Raw genomic sequence first — 17521 nt, 5'->3', positions numbered from 1 at the left:
GGTCGGCAATGTCACATTGAGCTAATGGACTGCAGGGGCGTAACTTGAACTCACAGGACAAGGAGACCCGTCCATCAGGCCTGCTGGAGGCCGATGGTTGACCGGCCTCATTGTCTCGCAGGACTGCCATCGTCTATACACAGGTAGCAGTTCAACAACGCAGCCAGATTGGAGAGCGATATGGGTGATCAGCAGAACATAGGCAAGTGCCCGGTCATGCACGGCGCGAACTCCACCAGCGGACAGAGCGTAACCGGCTGGTGGCCCGAATCAATCAATCTCGACATCCTCCACCAGCACGATATCAAGACCAACCCCATGGATGAGGGCTTCGAATATCGGGAGGAGGTTCGCAAGCTCGACTTCGATGCCATCAAGCAGGATCTGCATGCCCTGATGACCGACAGCCAGGAGTGGTGGCCGGCCGACTGGGGGCATTACGGCGGCTTCATGATCCGGATGGCATGGCACTCCGCCGGCACCTACAGGCTGGCCGATGGCCGCGGTGGCGGGGGTACCGGCAACCAGCGTTTTGCCCCGATTGCCTCCTGGCCGGACAACGCCAGCCTCGACAAGGCTCGCCGTCTGCTGTGGCCAATCAAGAAGAAGTACGGCAACAAGATCAGCTGGGCGGATCTGATGATCCTGGCCGGCAACGTCGCCTATGAGTCCATGGGGCTCAGGACCTTCGGCTTCTCCTTCGGCCGCGAGGACATCTGGCACCCGGAAAAGGACACCTACTGGGGCGCCGAGAAGGAGTGGCTGGCACCGTCCGACAGCCGTTATGAAGACGTCAACAAGCCCGACACCATGGAGAACCCGCTGGCCGCCGTGCAGATGGGGCTGATCTACGTGAACCCCGAGGGCGTGAACGGCGAGCCCGACCCCATGAAGACCGCCGCCCAGGTGCGTGAAACCTTCGCCCGCATGGCCATGAACGACGAGGAGACCGCGGCCCTGACGGTCGGTGGTCACACCGTCGGCAAGTGCCACGGCAACGGCGATGCCGATGCCTTGGGTGCGGAGCCGGAAGGCTCTGATATCGTCGGCCAGGGCCTCGGCTGGGATAACCCCAACATGCAGGGCAGGGCCTCCAACGCCATCACTTCCGGTATCGAGGGTGCCTGGACGACCCACCCGACCAAGTTCGACATGGGTTACTTCGACATGCTGCTGGACCATGAGTGGGAGCTGAAGAAGAGCCCCGCCGGCGCCAACCAGTGGGAGCCCGTCGACATCAAGGAGGAGGACAAGCCGGTCGATGCCAGCGACCCGTCCATTCGCCACAACCCGATCATGACCGATGCCGACATGGGCATGAAGGTGGACCCGACCTACCGCAAGATCCTCGAGGAGTTCCGCCAGGATCCGGAGCGCTTCCAGGATGCCTTCGCTCGCGCCTGGTTCAAGCTGACTCACCGCGACCTGGGCCCGAAATCCCGTTACATCGGCCCGGAAGTGCCGGACGAGGACCTGATCTGGCAGGACCCGATTCCTGCGGGCAACACCAACTACATCGAAGAGGTGGTGAAAGAGAAGATCGCCGAAGCAGGCCTTTCCATCGGCGAGATGGTCAGCACCGCCTGGGACAGCGCCCGTACCTTCCGCGGCTCCGACATGCGCGGCGGCGCCAACGGTGCGCGCATCCGCCTTGCCCCGCAGAAGGACTGGGAAGGCAACGAGCCGGACCGCCTGGCCAGGGTGCTCAAGGTCTACGAGAAGATCGCCGCCGACAGCGGCGCCAGCCTGGCCGATATCATCGTGCTGGGCGGCAGCGTGGGCATCGAGAAAGCCGCGAAAGCCGCGGGTTACGAGATACACGTGCCATTCCTGAAAGGTCGCGGCGATGCCAGCGACGAGATGACCGACGCCGAGTCGTTCGAGCCGCTGGAGCCGCTGGCCGATGGCTTCCGCAACTGGCAGAAGAAGGAGTATGTGGTCAAGCCGGAAGAGATGCTGCTCGACCGCGCCCAGCTGCTGGGGCTGACCGCCCCGGAGATGACCGTGCTGATTGGCGGCATGCGCGTCCTGGGCACCAACCACGGCGACACCAGGCATGGCGTGTTCACCGACCGCGAGGGCCAGCTGACCAACGACTTCTTCGTCAACCTGACTGACATGGCCTACAGCTGGAAGTCGGTGGGCGAGAATCTCTACGAGGTTCGCGACCGCAAGACGGACCAGAAGAAGTGGACTGCCACCCGAGTGGACCTGGTGTTCGGTTCCCACTCCATCCTGCGCTCCTACGCCGAGGTCTACGCCCAGGACGACAACCAGGAGAAGTTCGTCAGGGACTTCGTCAAGGCCTGGAGCAAGGTAATGAACGCCGACCGCTTCGACCTGGAGAAGACCCAGGCCTGATATTGGTCCAGGCCGGGCGGCAGCCCGGCCTATACAGAGACGCCCGGGTGCTGCACCCGGGCGTCTTCTTTTTGCCCCTCTGCGTGACCTCTCGCCCGGCCAGCTAGATCGCTCGGCTAGTCCGGGAGTGTCATCAATGGGTTGTCACCCCGGGCACGAAGGTGCGTCGCTCCAGGAGCCCCAGCAGGCTCGCCACAGTGGAAGTGAGCACCAGGTAGATCAGCCCTGCCCAGAGAAAGACCAGGAAGAAGTCCAGGGTGCGCGACCCGATATCCGAGGCAATGGACGTGATCTCCACCACGCCGATGGTATAGGCGATGGAGGTGAACTTGAGCTCGATGATCGCCTCGTTGGACCACTGGGGGATCACCCGGCGTAGCGCCTGGGGCAGCATGATATGGCGGATCGCCTGCCATTGGCTCATCCCGCATGCCCTGGCCGCCACAAGCTGTCCCTTGGGCACCGACAGCACCGAGCCGCGGAAGTACTCGGCCTGGTACGCCGCACTGTTGAGGGTGATCGCGATCACCGCGGCGGTGAAGGCGTCGAAGACAATCCCCACGTGGGGCAGCCCCAGGTAGATGAAGAACATCTGCACCAGCATCGGCGTGCCGCGAAACAGCTCCACGTAGACGGTGCTGATCCAGTAGAAGAGCCGGTTGCCGTAGACCCTGGCCCAGCACAGCACCAGACCCAGGAAAAAGCCCAGGGTGATGGCGATCACCCACAGCGACAGGGTGACCGGTACACCCTTGAGAAGCTCAGGCAGCCACTCGATGCCAAACTCGATGAATTCCCGCATGGCTCACCCGTGCTCCGTGATGACATTGAGGAAGGCCCGGGTCCGCTCGTGAGTGGAGTCGTTGAACATGGTCTCGGGTGGCCCCTGCTCGACGATGACGCCGTTCTCCATGAAGATGATCTCGTCGGCGGCCTGCCGTGCGAAACTCATCTCGTGGGTGACCACCACCATGGTCATGCCCTCGATGGCCAACTGCTGCATCACCCTCACCACCTCGCCGGTCAACTCCGGGTCCAGCGCCGAGGTAGGCTCGTCGAACAGCAGCACGTCGGGGTCCATCGCCAGGGCTCGGGCAATGGAGACGCGCTGCTGCTGGCCACCGGAGAGCTCGGCCGGATAGGCGGCGGCCTTGTCACCCAGGCCGACCCGCTCCAGTTCACGATGCGCCCGCTGGGTAGCGGTTTCCTTGTCAGTACCATTGACCTTGATCTGGCAGATGCGCACGTTGTCGAGCACCGTCAGGTGAGAGAAGAGGTTGAAGTCCTGGAAGACGAATCCCATCCGCGCTCGCATGGCGTCAATGTTGGAATCCAGCACCTCATCGCCATTGAGGAAGATGCGCCCGGCATCCGGCACCGTGAGATGATTGATACAGCGCAGCAGGGTGCTCTTGCCGGAGCCGGAGGGGCCGATCAGCACCTTGGTCTCACCCTTTTTCAGACTGAAGCCGATGCCCTTGAGCACCTCGAGGCCGTCGTAAGCCTTCTTCACATCCTGCACGTCCAGAATCAGATCGTCGGCCATTATCGGCGTTCCTCTCGCATCATTTTTCGAAGCCCGGCACGGCCAGCTTGCGTTCAAGGGCATACAGCAGGCTGTTGCCTGTCCGGTTGAGGATGAAATACAGCAGCGCCACCACGGCAAATACCGTCAACACGTTGCCCTGGGTACTGGTAATGATGTAATGCGCCTGCCGGGTCAGCTCGACCACCCCGATGACATAGGCCAGGGAGGTCTCCTTGATCTCCGAGGAGAATTCGTTGGTCCAGGGGCCGATGGCATGCCGCGCCGCCTGGGGAAAGACAATGTGGCGAATCGCCTTGATCTTGGACATGCCCATGGCACGGGCCGCCATCATCTGCCCGGCAGGCACCGACTGGAAGGCACTGCGGAATATCTGCGACTGATAGGCCGCCGAGCGTAGCCCCATGGCCAGTATGGCGGCGCCGAAGGCCGAGATGTCGATAACACCCGAGATGCCATAGAAGAAGATGAACAGCATGATGATGATCGGCACACCCCTGAACACACGTTCATAGAGGGTCAGTGGCCACTGTACCAGCCGGGTCCTTGGGCCATAGAGCTGCACCAGGCAGATAGCCATGCCCAGCACGAAACCGATCGTCAACAGGGCGGCCAACAGCACGATGGCCACCCCCAGCCCCTTCAACAGGAAGGGGAAATCTCGTAGCAGTACGTCGTAGATATCCATGCCGACTTCCCTGACCTGACGGGCGCCCTTCCTGGTGGGAGGGCGCCCATGTCACGGCGACTTATTCGTTACCCAGCTCGGGAAGACCGGCCACCGGTTTCTGGTAGGTATCGACGAAATCGGGCATGTGCCCCGGAATGGCAGGAACGGTGACACCGGGGATGTACTCGTCGACGATCTCGCCCCACTCGCCGGACTCATAGATGGCCAGGATCCCCTGGTTCAGATCACCGAGGATCTCCTGGGGGTCGTCCTTGGAGACCGCCAGCGCCAGCGGTGCGCGGATATAGATCTTGCCCGCCATCTTCACCGGCTTGCCGGAATTGATGTACTCCTGAGCAGAAGTGTCATCAACGATGACCGAGGAGATACGACCGATCGCCATGTCATCCACGGCGGTGACATAGTTATCATACTTGGCCAGCTCGACGTCGATATCGCTGGAATTCACCACGTTCTCTTCCATCCAGGCCTGCTGGGAAGAGCCGCCCTGCACACCGACTCGGGCCCCGCAGCATACGGCGGTAAAGACGTTCAGGTCGGAGTCTTCGGGCACCAGTACCACGTCGTTGGTTTCCCACCAGGGAATGGTGAAGTCGATGTTTTCGCTACGCTCTTCGGTGACGGTGAGGCCGGTAGCGAGGATATCGATCTTCTCCGCCGCCAGTGCCGGAATCAGGGACGGGAAAGGCATGTCCTGGAACTCGATCTCGATGCCGACCTCCTCGGCAATCGCCTCCATGGCGTCGATGGCAATGCCCTTGAATTCTCCCCCCTCGACATAGGCCCAGGGCGGGAAGGAGGCCTCCACACCAACCGTGTAGGGATCCTGTGCAGAGGCGGTCGTGGCCAGTCCGCTGCCGATGACCATGGTTCCCATCAGGGCGGCAGGCAGAAGCGATGCTTTTATTCCTTTCATGACATTCTCGCGTTGTTGGTGAGTTTTATTATTCCGCCACGTCAATATGAGTGCGCCGTTTCACGACTGTCAAATCGCCACAGGGGCGCATCTCCGCGACACTGCGACACGACACCTGCTCGCGCCACGTCCAGGGCACTACCGGGAAGAGGGGCCGACGGTCTGCAGCATGTAGCCTCTCCATGCCACTGGCTCCAACACCGGCTCTGCGGAGAACAATGGTATGCAAGACACGGAAAGGCATCCGACCTATACAGAGACGCCCGGGTGCTGCACCCGGGCGTTTTCTTTTCTGCCTGCCGAATGGCGGCGTTCAGGTTCCGCAGAAGGTGCGGAAGACGGCCTCCGTGGGCGGCGCCGGCTGGGCGTACGCCTCGCGGCCGGGCTGTTCGGTGAAGGGGTCGGCCAGCACCTCGCGCAGGGTCTCGAAGGGCGCGAAGTCGTCCTCGGCGGCGGCGGCCAGGGCCTCCTCCACCCGGTGGTTACGGGGGATGTAGAGTGGGTTGACCGCTCGCATCCGCTCGGCGATCGCCTCGGGGCCGGCATCCTCCCGGGCCAGCCGCTCGCGCCAGCGTGGCAGCCAGGCGCGCAGATCCTCGTCGTTATCGAACTGCTCGAGCAGCGCGGGGGCGTCCTCCTCCACCGCCTCGCCCAGGCGGCGGAACGCCAGGGTGAAGTCGGCACGACCGGCCTGCATGGCCTCGAGGAAGGCATCCACCAGGGTGCGGTCGCCCTCCTCTTCCGTCGCCAGCCCCAGCTTCTCGCGCATCACCGCCAGCCACTCGGCCTCGTAGCGCGGCTCATAGCGCTTGATCAGCTCGGTGGCGCGCGCCACCGCGCGCTCCTGGTCGTCATCGATCAGCGGCAGCAGCGTCTCGGCAAAACGCGCCAGGTTCCACTGGGCGATCCACGGCTGGTTGCGATAGGCATAGCGGCCGCCCTCGTCGATGGAGCTGAACACCGTGGCCGGGTCATAGGCCTCCATGAAGGCGCAGGGGCCGTAGTCGATGGTCTCGCCGGCGATGCTGCAGTTGTCGGTGTTCATCACCCCGTGGATGAAGCCCAGTCCCATCCACCTGGCCACCAGCCTCGCCTGGCGCGCGGCCACCGCCTCCACCAGGGACAGGTAACGCTCGCCCTCGTCCACCTCGACGAGTTCAGGCCCCAGAAGATGTGGATAGTGGCGCTCGATGGCCATCTCGGCCAGGGTGCGCACCGCCTCCACGTCTTCCCGGGCGGCAAAGTACTGGAAGGTGCCCACGCGAAGGTGGCTGGTGGCGACGCGGGTCAGCACGGCACCGGGTTCCGGCACGCGCCGGAACACGCGCTCGCCGGTGGTCACCGCAGCCAGGGCCCGGGTGGTGGGCACGCCCAGCACATGCATTGCCTCGCTGACGAGGTACTCGCGCAGCACCGGACCCAGGGGCGCGCGGCCATCGGCGCCCCGGGAGAAGGGGGTCATGCCGGCCCCCTTGAGCTGGATGTCGCGCAGCCGACCCTCGCGGTCGGTCACCTCGCCAAGCAGCACCGCGCGACCATCGCCGAGGCGCGGGTTGAAGTGGCCGAACTGGTGGCCGGCATAGGCCTGGGCAACGGGCTCGGCGCCTGGCGGCACGGCGTTGCCGGAGAACCACTCGGCGACCTGGTCCGCGTCGAAGGCATCCAGGTCGAAGCCCAGCGCCTCGGCCAGCGGCCGGTTGAAGGCCACCAGCCGCGGGGCCTTCACGGGCACGGGGTCGAAACGCAGGAAGAAGTGCTCGGGCAGGCGGGCGTAGCGAAGGGTGAACTCGGGAAACATGGCGACTCCGGTCGACGGCCGAGGCAGGGCCTGGGATTCAATACCCGAGTATAACGCTCGGGATTGTGGCTTTCGACCTGTCGTGCCCATAGCCGGCCGGAGCGCTCAATCCGCGTTTGCCACCGGCGAGAGCTGCTCGCGGATCAGCTCGGCCAGGCGCCGGGCCGGCTCGGTGGGCCGCCGTGCGGCCCGGTGCAGGGCCAGTTCCACGGCGGGCAGCGGCGGCAGGCCGCTCGACTCGTCCAGGGCACGCAGCTGCGGCGTCAGCATGCTGCGGGTCACCACCACGATGGCCAGCCCCGCCTGCACCACCGGCCCCAGGCCGACCATGGACTGGCTCATGTAGGCCACCCGCCAGTCGCGACCGGCGGCGGCCAGCGCCTGCTCCGCCACCTCCCGGAAGAGGTCGGCCCCGGGGGAGTAGAGCCCCAGGGGCAGCGGGTCGGAGAGCGCGGGCTGGTGCTGCAGGCCCACCGCCCAGGCCAGCGGCTCGCGGCGGATCATCTCGCCGCCCGGCGAGTGGCGCTGGCGCGTGACCAGCGCCAGGTCCAGCTCGTCGGCGCGCACCCGCTCCATCAGGTGAGCGCTGGTGCCGCAGGTCACCTGGAGGCGCACCTCGGGGTAGAGCTGATGGAACCAGGAGAACACCGAGGTGAGCAGGCTGGCGTAGTCCTCGGGAATCCCCAGGTTCAGCTCGCCGGTGACGCGCCGCGCCCGCATGTCGGCCAGCGCCTCGTCATTGAGCGCCAGCAGGCGGCGGGCGTGGCCCAGCAGACGGTCCCCTTCGGCGGTGAAGCGCAGGCGGCGACCTTCCCGCTCGTGCAGGGCGACCCCCAGCGCGCTCTCGAGGCGCTGCAGCTGCATGCTGACGGTGGATTGGGTATAGGCCAGGCGCCGCGCGGCCGCGGTGACGCTGCCGGTGTCGGCGACGGCCACCAGGGTGCGCAGCAGGCCGAGGTCGAGGGTCGGGGCACGCATGGATACATCACCAGTCTTGATGAATTGGATCAACAAAGATCGTTATCGTGATGAATATGGCATGGATAGCATGGCGGCACCATCCACCGCTCCTGTCCGCACGATATCGGAGGCCACGACCATGCAGCTCCATGCCTCACGGCTCACTCGCTCCCCCTGGCTTGGCGGCAGCGCCGCGGCGCTGGCGGTGGTGCTCTGGGCATTGGTGCCGCTGCTGGTCGCCCGGGCGGGAGAGCTGCCGCCGCTGCGCCTCGCGGCACTGGCGTTGCTGGCCGGGGCGCTGGGCACCCTGCCCATGGCGCGTGGCGGGAATCAGCGCGTCGCGAGGCTCGCCAGGGGCCATGGCCTGATGGTCCATGCCGGGGTGCCGCTGTTGATGGCCGGCGCCGTGGGTGCCTGCTTCGCCAGCTTCTCCCTGGCGCCCCCTGCCGAGGCCGCGCTGATCACCTACACCTGGCCGGTGCTCTTCCTGCTGGCGAGCCGCTGGCGGATGCTGGGACGCCTGCCGCTGGACACCCTCGGCGGGGCCCTGCTGGCGTTCTCGGGCGCCGCGCTGCTGGTCGTGCCCCAAGTGCTGGCGGGCGGGTTCTCCGGTGCCTGGGGCGGCTACGGCCTGGCGATGGTGGCGGCGCTGTGCTGGGCGCTCTACTCCCTGGCCTGCCAGGTCCCGGGCTGGCGCCTCGGCGAGCGCATGTCGCACCTGCTGCTCACCGCCAGCGTGGTGACCGGCGTCGCCAGCCTGGTGCTGGAGGGGGTCAGCGAACTGCCCTCGCCCCCGGCGCTGCTGGCCACCGCGGCCCTGGGACTGGGCCCCTATGGCATCGCCATGCTCGCCTGGGACCGCGCCATGCGCGACCCGCAGGCCCAGCGGGTCGGCAACCTGGCCCACGCCGTGCCGGTACTCGCCACGCTGTTCCTGGTGCTGGCCGGAGTCACCGCGCCGGACTGGCGGCTGCCGGTGGCGGCGGTGCTGGTGCTCGCCGGCAGCATGACCGCTTCCCGCTGACAGCGCCGCAGGTTGCGATACACTCAAGGGAGAGCCGATCCGCAAGCCCTGTCCGAGACAGGGCCTTGCTCGCCACCCTGGAGGCCAGACCATGAGCCGCGATGTCTCTACCGATCACTACCTGGACCACTACCATCCGCCCGGCAGCGACGCCCTGGGCCTGGTGCGCATCCACGCCAGCGCCACCGGCATCACCGGGATCGAGTTCGTCGAGAGGGCGGACGTCCCCGCCCGGCCGAATGCGTTGACCGAACGCGCCCGGGAGCAGCTGGCCGACTACTTCGCCGGGGCCCGCCATGACTTCGACCTGCCGCTCTCGCCGACCGGCACCGACTTCCAGCAGCGGGTCTGGGCGGCACTCGCCACCATCCCCTTCGGCGAGACGCGCAACTACGCCGAGATCGCCGAGCAGCTGCGCTGCAAGGGGGGCCAGCGCGCGGTGGGCGCCGCCAATGGCAAGAATCCCATCGCCATCGTGGTGCCCTGCCACCGGGTGATCGGCAGCGACGGGCGCCTGACCGGCTATGCCGGCGGCATCGGGCGCAAGCAGTGGTTGCTCGCCCACGAGGCGGGAGAGGTCCCGATGGGGCTGCTCTGAAGGGGACCCTCAGACGGCGTCGAGCTGGGCCCCGAAACGGCGCCCGCTGGAGACGAAGTCGCTGAAGCGCTCGCCCTGGATCACCACATGCTCGCGCAGCAGGCGTTCCGCCCGCTCGGCATCGCCGTGCTCGATGGCCGCGAGGATCTCGCGGTGCTCGTCCAGGGAGGAGCAGATGCGCCGCGCCGCCAGACGGCCACACATCCCCTCGAAATTCGCCATCACCTCGAACATCTCGATCAGCTCGTCGATGCCCACCTGCGCGACGCAGGTGCCCTTCTTGGGCGATACCGTCACCAGGCCGCTGGCCACCAGCTGCTGCACCGCCTCGCGCACCGGCGTGCGCGACACCCCGAACTCGCGACACCCCGAACTCGCGACACCACGCCTCCGGATCCAGGCGTTCACCCGGGGCCGGCGGCCGTTGATGATGCCGTCCTCCAGGGCGTCTCTCAGGCGCTGTGCGTTCGAGCGTTTCTTTATGTCCATACGAATCACCTTAGCGTGCTCCTCAGAAAGCCTACTTGCACAACGTTGATATATGCGCTATATGTATCTGTTGTATACAACAAATAATTATGAAGTATAGATGCGATGAGCCAAAATTACAGATCTGACATACCACAACACGATGCTATTGACTGGCCAGCTGACTATAGGGCGCCAGAAATTGTGACATATGGTGCAATAGAACTCTCAAACAAGATCCACTCGAGAGAAGTCAGCTGTGCTGAAGTCATGGAAGCATATCTCAAGCATATCGAATCTCTAAACCCTGTAGTAAATGCAATCGTATCTCTGAAGCAGCCGCAAGAGCTTTTTAAAGAGGCTCACCAATGTGACATTGAGATATCCAAGGGAAATTCCCGGGGATGGTTACACGGCATACCACTAGCTATCAAAGATTTATCATCAACATACGACATCAAGACCACTCTGGGCTCGCCATTATTCAAGGACCAAATCCCTTCTGCGGATAGCTTCATGGTGAGCAGAATAAGAAACAGTGGCGCAATATTAATAGGAAAAACAAACACACCGGAATTTGGCTTGGGGTCTCAGACATTCAACAGCGTATTTGGAATAACCCGCAACGCCTACGACACCAGACTGACTGCAGGCGGATCAAGTGGAGGTGCAGCTGCTGCATTAGCATTAAACATGCTACCAGTTGCAGATGGCAGCGATATGATGGGTTCACTGCGAAACCCAGCCGCTTACCATAATATATATGGGTTACGACCCACATTTGGACGCATACCATCAGGTCCAGCACCGGAAATCTTTTGCCACCAGTTAGGCACAGAAGGGCCGATGGCTCGAAATGTTGATGACTTACAAAGATTGCTTGCAACCCAGGCAGGGCATGAACCAAGAAGCCCACTTACACTAACGGATGACCCTTCCAGGTTATTAGAAACATTAGGAAGCAACCAAAAGGGCACGCGAATAGGCTGGTTAAAAGACTGGGATGGCGAACTTCCGATGGAAGAAGGGGTAATAGACCTTTGTGAAGATGCCCTGAGAATTTTCGAGCACATAGGTTGCGAAGTAGAAAATGCGCCCCCTCCCATGGCGATGAGCCGCATCTGGGAGAGCTGGACAAAACTTCGCCAATGGGCAATATCAGGGAATCTTGCAGATTTATACAATGACACATCAAAGCGTAAATTACTGAAGCCGGAAGCTCAATGGGAAATACGAGAGGGCCTATCTCTATCTGCGCATGAGATACACAAAGCCAGCGTAGCAAGAAGCCATTGGTATTCCACTCTCCATCAACAATTTAAAGACTATGATTTTTTAGTATTACCAAGCGCGCAATGCTTCCCATTCCCTGCAACAACGCCATGGCCTAGCGAAATATCTGGGAGGGAGATGGACACATACCACCGTTGGATGCAAGTAGTTGTGCCCGGCTCTCTCTCCGGATGCCCAATTTTGAATATGCCGGCAGGCTTCAGCTCTAAAGGACTTCCGATGGGCATTCAAGTCATCGCTCCTCACCGGAGTGAGTTATCGCTTCTTAAACTGGCTAAAGCTTACGAGGAGGCTGCTCCCGACTGGAAAAAAAGGAAACCCCAAATTATAGAAAATAATAAAAGATGAAAGAAGCTTGGTTGAACACGCAAGCTCATGAAACCTTCCATCGGAAGGGAATAACGAAATCAACCAAAAAGAGACCCCCACTATGATAAAACAACTAGGCGACATATTCTCCACATTCTCAGAGCGATTTATGCCTGAGCCAATAATTTTTGCTTTTTTATTGACAATTGTAACATTTATCCTTGGGCTTTTTCTTACAGATAACAGCATTATAACAATGGTTGACCATTGGTACGGGGGGTTCTGGAACCTACTATCCTTTACCATGCAGATGGTAATGATATTGGTTACCGGGCACGCATTGGCAACCGCTCCTGCTGTAAAAAAGTGGATACAGCGGCTGGCCTCTCAGCCAAGTAGCAGCGCACAAGCAGCTGCACTGACTGCTCTGGTGGCCTGTATCTTTTCATGGTTCAACTGGGCGCTTGGCTTGATCGTCGGGGCTATTTTTGCATTAGAGATAGGCAAGGCAGCATATAGACAAGGTGTAAAACTTCACTACCCATTAATTGTAGCAGCCGGCTATTCTGGGCAAATGGTCTGGCACTTGGGGCCTTCTTCCTCATCAGGCTTGACTGTTGCAACAAGCGGTCACTTTCTTGAAGACGCCATAGGCATCATACCTATCACCGAGACAGCATTTTCAAGCTATGCGCTTCTCAACAGTTTAATGCTGATTGCAGTGGTTGTCCCTGTCACTTTCTTCCTGATGTCACCACGCAAAGAAAATGAATTGTCTGGAATTGAAGACTACGCGCCGCAATTTCTCAAGGAAGAAGACCCCAATGCAAATATAGATACTTCTAACAGCATCGGGGCCCGCATGGATTCTGTATGGTTCACAGTGATTCTTTTGACACTGGCTGTCTGCTATGCATTCTTGCACTTTTCTCGGAACGGATTTGATCTCAACCTGAACATTGTCAACTTCATCTTCCTTTTCCTTGGCTTGGCTTTACACAAGACACCAGTCAGGTACATGAACGCCGTGACAGACGCTTCAAAAGGAGCAAGCGGAATAATACTTCAGTTCCCATTCTACGGTGGGATCATGGGGATGGTGACCCTGTCAGGGCTTGCGGTTATTTTTGTAGACGCAATGCTAAGCATTGCAACGCCTGAAACTCTTCCTGTGATCACCTGGTTTTCTGCAGGCTTGCTAAACATTTTTGTTCCCTCCGGGGGTGGCCAGTGGGCTGTGCAGGGCCCCATTCTTGCGGAAGTTGCTCAAGAACTGGGGGTCTCCGTTGGAAGAATCATCACAGCCTTCGGTGCAGGCGACACCTGGACGAACATGTTCCAGCCTTTCTGGGCTCTCGCCTTGCTTGGCATAACAGGGGTCAAGGCTCGCCACATTATGGGCTACTGCATGACTCTGCTTTTGATTGCAGTCCCGTTTTACGTAATCGGGCTGACTTTCTTCCCTTAAACTTCCTTCCAAGAAAAGATTTTATCCCCCGGCTTAGCCGGGGGATATCGACGAATAGACTAAAAATTGAGCACACTCATATGAACATGACCTTCCTGCCGGAGTTGTTCAACAGCATCACCACCACCCAGCCGACGTCCTACTGCGGCGTCGCGGCAGGGGCGGGGGAGTCGCCCGGTCAAGACGACCTGGTCGCGGCCGGTCACCCCCTGCTGGAGAGCGACCGGCGCATGGCCGGCTACGGCGGCATCGGCCGGAAGCGCTGGCTGCTCGCATTCGAGGCGGGCGAGGTGCCGATGCTACTGGACTGAGTCGTCTCCGGGAGGCGTCGACGCCTCAGGCGCTGGCCGGTTGGTTGACCCCGAAGCGGCGCACACTGGAGACGAAGTCGCTGAAGCGCTCCCCCTGAATCAGCACGTGGTCGCGCATCGCCTGCTCGGCGCGGGCCGCGTCCCCCGCCTCGATCGCTGCCACGATCTCGCTATGCTCCTCCAGCGAGGAGCCGATGCGCTGCCGCACCTGCAGCTGCAGGCGCCGGTAGGGCTTGAGGCGCTGCTTGAGCTGGCGCGCCTCGCCGGCCAGGAAGCCGTTGTGGCTGGCGCGGTAGATGCAGTCGTGGAAGGCCTCGTTCTCGTAGTAATAGTCGTCGGCATCCCCTGCCTCGGCGGCCGCCTCGCAGCGATTGTGCGCCTCTCGAAGCGCCGTGAGCTCCTCCGCGCCGATGCGGCGCGCCGCCAGACGACCGCACATCCCCTCGAGCTCGGCCATCACCTCGAACATCTCGATCAGCTCGTCAATGCCCACCCGGGCCACGAAGGTGCCCTTCTTGGGCGATACCGTCACCAGGCCGCTGGCCACCAGTTGCTGCACCGCCTCGCGCACCGGCGTGCGCGATACCCCAAACTCGCGACACAGCGCATCCGGGTCCAGACGCTCACCCGGGGCCCGGCGGCCGTTGATGATGTCATCCTCCAGGGCGTCCCTCAGGCGCTGTGCGTTCGAACGTTTCATGGCGCGATTTCCTCCGCTTCTTCCTTCGGCTCTCTACCTTCGTCTAAGGCCGCAACATTGACACTGGCATGCCTGAACGTCTATTGAAGTATACATCAGCTAAGCTGATACACACTTCACAACAACAACCGTAGCTGGAGATGCCATGAAACGCTCACTCACTCCCGTCGTGGCGGGCCTGGCCCTGGCCGCCATCGCCGCAAGCTCCACCGCCTCCGCCCAGACCGTGCTGCGCGCCTCCCACCAGTTCCCCGGCGGACAGGGAGACGTGCGCGACGAGATGGTGCAGATGATGGCCGACAAGGTCGCCGAGGCCGATGTCGGCCTGGAGATCGAGGTCTACCCGGGTCAGTCGCTGTTCAAGGCACGCGAGCAGTGGGCCGCCCTCTCCCGCGGGCGCCTGGACATCACCGCCCTGCCGCTCGACTACGCCAGCGGCCGCCACCCGGAGTTCTCCGCGACCCTGATGCCCGGCCTGGTGCGCAACCACGAGCACGCCCAGCGCCTCAACGACTCCGAGTTCATGGGCATGATCAAGGACGTGATCAACGAGGGCGGCGCCCGGGTGCTGGCCGACGCCTGGCTGGCCGGCGGCTTCGCCTCGAGCCAGAACTGCATCACCTCGCCGGAGAGCGTCGACGGCCAGACCTTCCGCGCCGCCGGCCCGGCCTTCGAGCAGATGCTGGAGGGCGCCGGTGCCTCGATCGCCTCCATGCCCTCCTCGGAGATCTACACCGCGCTGCAGACCGGGGTGCTGGATGCCGCCAACACCTCGTCGATGTCCTTCGTCTCCTACCGCATCTACGAGCAGGTGGAGTGCCTCACCGAGCCCGGCGAGCACGCCCTGTGGTTCATGTACGAGCCGATCCTGATCTCCGAGCAGAGCTGGGAGGGGCTCAACGAGGAGCAGCAACAGGCACTGACCGCCGCCGCCGAGGAAGCCGAGGCCTTCTTCGCCGCCGAGGCCGCCGGCCTGGACCAGCAGATGGTCGAGGTGTTCGAGGAGAACGGCGTCGAGGTGGTCAGCATGAGCGAGGAGGACTACAACGCCTGGCTGGAGATCGCCAAGGAGACCTCCTACAAGAACTTCGCCGAGAACGTCCCCAACGGACAGGCCCTGATCGACGCCGCCCTGGCCGTCGAGTGAGCCGGTTCTTCTCAGCCATCGACACCGGCCCCCGCGGCCGGTGTCCCTGACTCCGGGAGGACGACATGGCCATGGCCAACCCTTCGCCCCTTTCCAGACGATCGCCCCTCATCCACGGCTACATCCGCCTGATGGATGCCATCTCCCGCGCCTCGGCCTACCTCGCCGCCGCCATGTTCGTGGCCGGCGTGCTGGCCATCTGCCACATGGTCTTCGTGCGCTACATGCTGGGCATGAGCACCAGCTGGCAGACGGAGTTCACCATTTTCTCGGTCACCGGCGCCATGCTGATGGGCAGCGCCTACGTGCTGATGACCGGTGGCCATGTGGCCATCACCCTGCTCCCCGACCTGGTCGGCGGCGTCGCCCGCAAGGCCATGTACTGGACTTCCTCGCTGTTCGGCTTCGCCTTCTGCGCGGCGCTGGCCTACGGCAGCTGGATCTACGTGGCAGAGGCCTTCCACGGCCAGTGGACCACCGGCACGGTATGGAACCCCATCCTGTGGCCGGCACTGCTCCCTGTCTCCGTCGGCGCCACCCTGCTGACACTGCAGTACGTGGCCGAAATGCTGCGGGGGGAGTCCTGACATGGATCCGATCACCCTCGGCATCATCGTCGCCCTCGGCCTCGTCGCGCTGATGGCCATCGGCACCCCCATCGCCTTCGCCCTGGGCGGCGTCTCGCTGATCGCCCTGCTCTACGACCGGGGCCTGCCCGAGCTCACCTACTTCGGCGAGACCTTCTTCGAGCGCCTCGCCGAGTTCGGCTTCGTGGCCATCCCGATGTTCATCCTGATGGGCGCCGCGGTGGCCTCCTCGCCCACCGGCCGCGACCTCTACCGCTCGCTGGACCTGTGGATGGGCCGACTGCCCGCGGGCCTCGCGGTCTCCAATATCGGCGCCTGCTCGATCTTCGCGGCGCTCTCCGGCTCCTCGCCCGCCACCTGCGCGGCCATCGGCAAGATGGGCATTCCCGAGATGCGCAGCCGCGGCTACCCGGACGGCGTGGCCGCCGGCTGCATCGCCGCCGGCGGCACCCTGGGCATCCTGATCCCGCCCTCGGTGACCATGATCATCTACGGCATCGCCAGCGAGACCTCCATCGGCCGCCTGTTCATCGCCGGCGTGGTGCCGGGCTTCATGCTCGCCGGCCTGTTCATGATCTGGACGGTCATCGCCTGCAAGCTCGCCGGGGGCTATGCCAACCCCCTGGGCCAGGCCGCCGGGCAGATGAAGGAGACCATCAAGGCCAACGTCGACACCAACCTCAAGGCGCTGGTGCGGGTGCTGCCCTTCCTGGCGGTTGTGGTGGGCATCCTCTTCGCGCTCTACGGCGGGGTGGCCACGCCCTCCGAGGCGGCCGGCGTCGGCGCCTTCCTGTGCCTGGCCCTGGCCATCATCATCTACCGCATGTGGCAGGTCGGGCCGATCAAGCTGATCATGCGCGACTCGCTGCGCGAGAGCGTGATGATCATGCTGGTGATCGCCTGCGCCGAGGTGTTCGCCTATGCGCTCTCCTCGCTGTTCATCACCCAGACCGTGGCCGGCGCCATCGCCGACCTGGAGGTCAACCGCTGGGTGCTGATGGCGGTGATCAACCTCTTCCTGCTGGTCGCCGGCTTCTTCCTGCCGCCGGTGGCGGTGATCGTGATGACCGCGCCGATCCTGCTGCCGATCATCCTCTCCGCGAACTTCGATCCCTACTGGTTTGCGGTGGTGCTGACCATCAACCTGGAGATCGGCCTGATCACCCCGCCGGTGGGGCTCAACCTGTTCATCATCAAGGGCATCGCGCCGGACATCTCGCTGCGCGACATCCTGATGGGCAGCCTGCCCTATGCCCTGTGCATGGTGCTGGCGATCGTCCTGCTGTGCTTCTTCCCGGGTATCGCCCTGTGGCTGCCCGACCTGCTCATGGGCTGACGGAGTCG

Annotated in this window: 17 protein-coding genes; 9 read left to right on the top strand and 8 right to left on the bottom strand. The window is 62.9% G+C overall.

The features are described 5' to 3' along the window. Window positions 1-180 precede the first annotated feature (180 nt). Window positions 181-2361: a catalase/peroxidase HPI gene (gene katG / locus DFP85_RS09355; protein WP_133636018.1), complete on the top strand. Its 2181-nt coding sequence runs from the start codon at window positions 181-183 to the stop codon at window positions 2359-2361. 133 nt (window positions 2362-2494) lie between these two features. On the opposite strand, the gene DFP85_RS09350 is transcribed toward katG, so the two are convergent. From DFP85_RS09350 to DFP85_RS09325, 6 genes are all read right to left on the bottom strand, one after another. Then, window positions 2495-3163 (bottom strand): amino acid ABC transporter permease, encoded by a 669-nt coding sequence (locus DFP85_RS09350; protein ID WP_106230754.1) that lies wholly within the window; start codon window positions 3161-3163, stop codon window positions 2495-2497. A gap of 3 nt (window positions 3164-3166) precedes the next feature. Continuing rightward, window positions 3167-3907, bottom strand: coding sequence for an amino acid ABC transporter ATP-binding protein (locus DFP85_RS09345; protein ID WP_133636017.1), 741 nt, complete (start codon window positions 3905-3907; stop codon window positions 3167-3169). A 19-nt stretch (window positions 3908-3926) separates the two neighbouring features. Further along, window positions 3927-4595: an amino acid ABC transporter permease gene (locus DFP85_RS09340; RefSeq protein WP_133636016.1), complete on the bottom strand. Its 669-nt coding sequence runs from the start codon at window positions 4593-4595 to the stop codon at window positions 3927-3929. A 61-nt stretch (window positions 4596-4656) separates the two neighbouring features. Then, window positions 4657-5514, bottom strand: coding sequence for an ABC transporter substrate-binding protein (locus tag DFP85_RS09335; RefSeq protein ID WP_133636015.1), 858 nt, complete (start codon window positions 5512-5514; stop codon window positions 4657-4659). Between the two features lie 313 nt (window positions 5515-5827). Further along, window positions 5828-7312: a protein adenylyltransferase SelO gene (locus DFP85_RS09330; protein ID WP_133636014.1), complete on the bottom strand. Its 1485-nt coding sequence runs from the start codon at window positions 7310-7312 to the stop codon at window positions 5828-5830. Window positions 7313-7417: 105 nt separating this feature from the next. Continuing rightward, window positions 7418-8290 carry a LysR substrate-binding domain-containing protein gene (locus tag DFP85_RS09325; RefSeq protein WP_133636013.1) on the bottom strand — a complete coding sequence of 291 codons (873 nt, stop codon included), beginning with the start codon at window positions 8288-8290 and terminating at the stop codon, window positions 7418-7420. Window positions 8291-8411: 121 nt separating this feature from the next. Between DFP85_RS09325 and DFP85_RS09320 the strand changes: the two genes are divergently transcribed. Both DFP85_RS09320 and DFP85_RS09315 read left to right on the top strand, forming a co-directional pair. Further along, complete coding sequence (locus tag DFP85_RS09320) at window positions 8412-9296, top strand: DMT family transporter (protein WP_133636012.1); 885 nt, start codon at window positions 8412-8414, stop codon at window positions 9294-9296. A gap of 91 nt (window positions 9297-9387) precedes the next feature. Further along, entirely contained in the window at window positions 9388-9894 is a 507-nt protein-coding gene (locus DFP85_RS09315) for a methylated-DNA--[protein]-cysteine S-methyltransferase (RefSeq protein ID WP_133636011.1), read from the top strand. Between the two features lie 9 nt (window positions 9895-9903). Here DFP85_RS09315 and DFP85_RS09310 read toward each other — a convergent pair whose 3' ends face one another. Continuing rightward, window positions 9904-10383, bottom strand: coding sequence for a GntR family transcriptional regulator (locus DFP85_RS09310; RefSeq protein WP_133636010.1), 480 nt, complete (start codon window positions 10381-10383; stop codon window positions 9904-9906). 105 nt (window positions 10384-10488) lie between these two features. Between DFP85_RS09310 and DFP85_RS09305 the strand changes: the two genes are divergently transcribed. From DFP85_RS09305 to DFP85_RS09295, 3 genes are all read left to right on the top strand, one after another. Further along, entirely contained in the window at window positions 10489-12003 is a 1515-nt protein-coding gene (locus DFP85_RS09305) for an amidase (RefSeq protein WP_133636009.1), read from the top strand. Window positions 12004-12085: 82 nt separating this feature from the next. Next, window positions 12086-13432, top strand: a complete 1347-nt coding sequence (locus DFP85_RS09300; RefSeq protein ID WP_133636008.1) for a short-chain fatty acid transporter — start codon at window positions 12086-12088, stop codon at window positions 13430-13432. 80 nt (window positions 13433-13512) lie between these two features. Then, window positions 13513-13743: a hypothetical protein gene (locus DFP85_RS09295; protein ID WP_133636007.1), complete on the top strand. Its 231-nt coding sequence runs from the start codon at window positions 13513-13515 to the stop codon at window positions 13741-13743. A gap of 25 nt (window positions 13744-13768) precedes the next feature. Here the strand turns inward: DFP85_RS09295 and DFP85_RS09290 are convergent, their stop codons facing one another. Continuing rightward, complete coding sequence (locus DFP85_RS09290; RefSeq protein WP_133636006.1) at window positions 13769-14443, bottom strand: GntR family transcriptional regulator; 675 nt, start codon at window positions 14441-14443, stop codon at window positions 13769-13771. Window positions 14444-14588: 145 nt separating this feature from the next. Between DFP85_RS09290 and dctP the strand changes: the two genes are divergently transcribed. The 3 genes from dctP (at window position 14589) to DFP85_RS09275 (ending at window position 17513) form a co-directional block, all read left to right on the top strand. Continuing rightward, window positions 14589-15590 carry a TRAP transporter substrate-binding protein DctP gene (dctP, locus tag DFP85_RS09285; RefSeq protein WP_133636005.1) on the top strand — a complete coding sequence of 334 codons (1002 nt, stop codon included), beginning with the start codon at window positions 14589-14591 and terminating at the stop codon, window positions 15588-15590. Window positions 15591-15655: 65 nt separating this feature from the next. Continuing rightward, window positions 15656-16177: a TRAP transporter small permease subunit gene (locus tag DFP85_RS09280; RefSeq protein WP_133636004.1), complete on the top strand. Its 522-nt coding sequence runs from the start codon at window positions 15656-15658 to the stop codon at window positions 16175-16177. Window position 16178: 1 nt separating this feature from the next. Next, complete coding sequence (locus DFP85_RS09275; protein WP_133636003.1) at window positions 16179-17513, top strand: TRAP transporter large permease; 1335 nt, start codon at window positions 16179-16181, stop codon at window positions 17511-17513. Window positions 17514-17521 lie beyond the last annotated feature (8 nt).

The sequence above is a fragment of the Halomonas ventosae genome (assembly GCF_004363555.1).
Taxonomy (GTDB): Bacteria; Pseudomonadota; Gammaproteobacteria; order Pseudomonadales; family Halomonadaceae; genus Halomonas; species Halomonas ventosae.
Note: the sequence above shows the minus strand (reverse complement) of the source record. Positions and strands in the feature narration are given on the sequence as shown.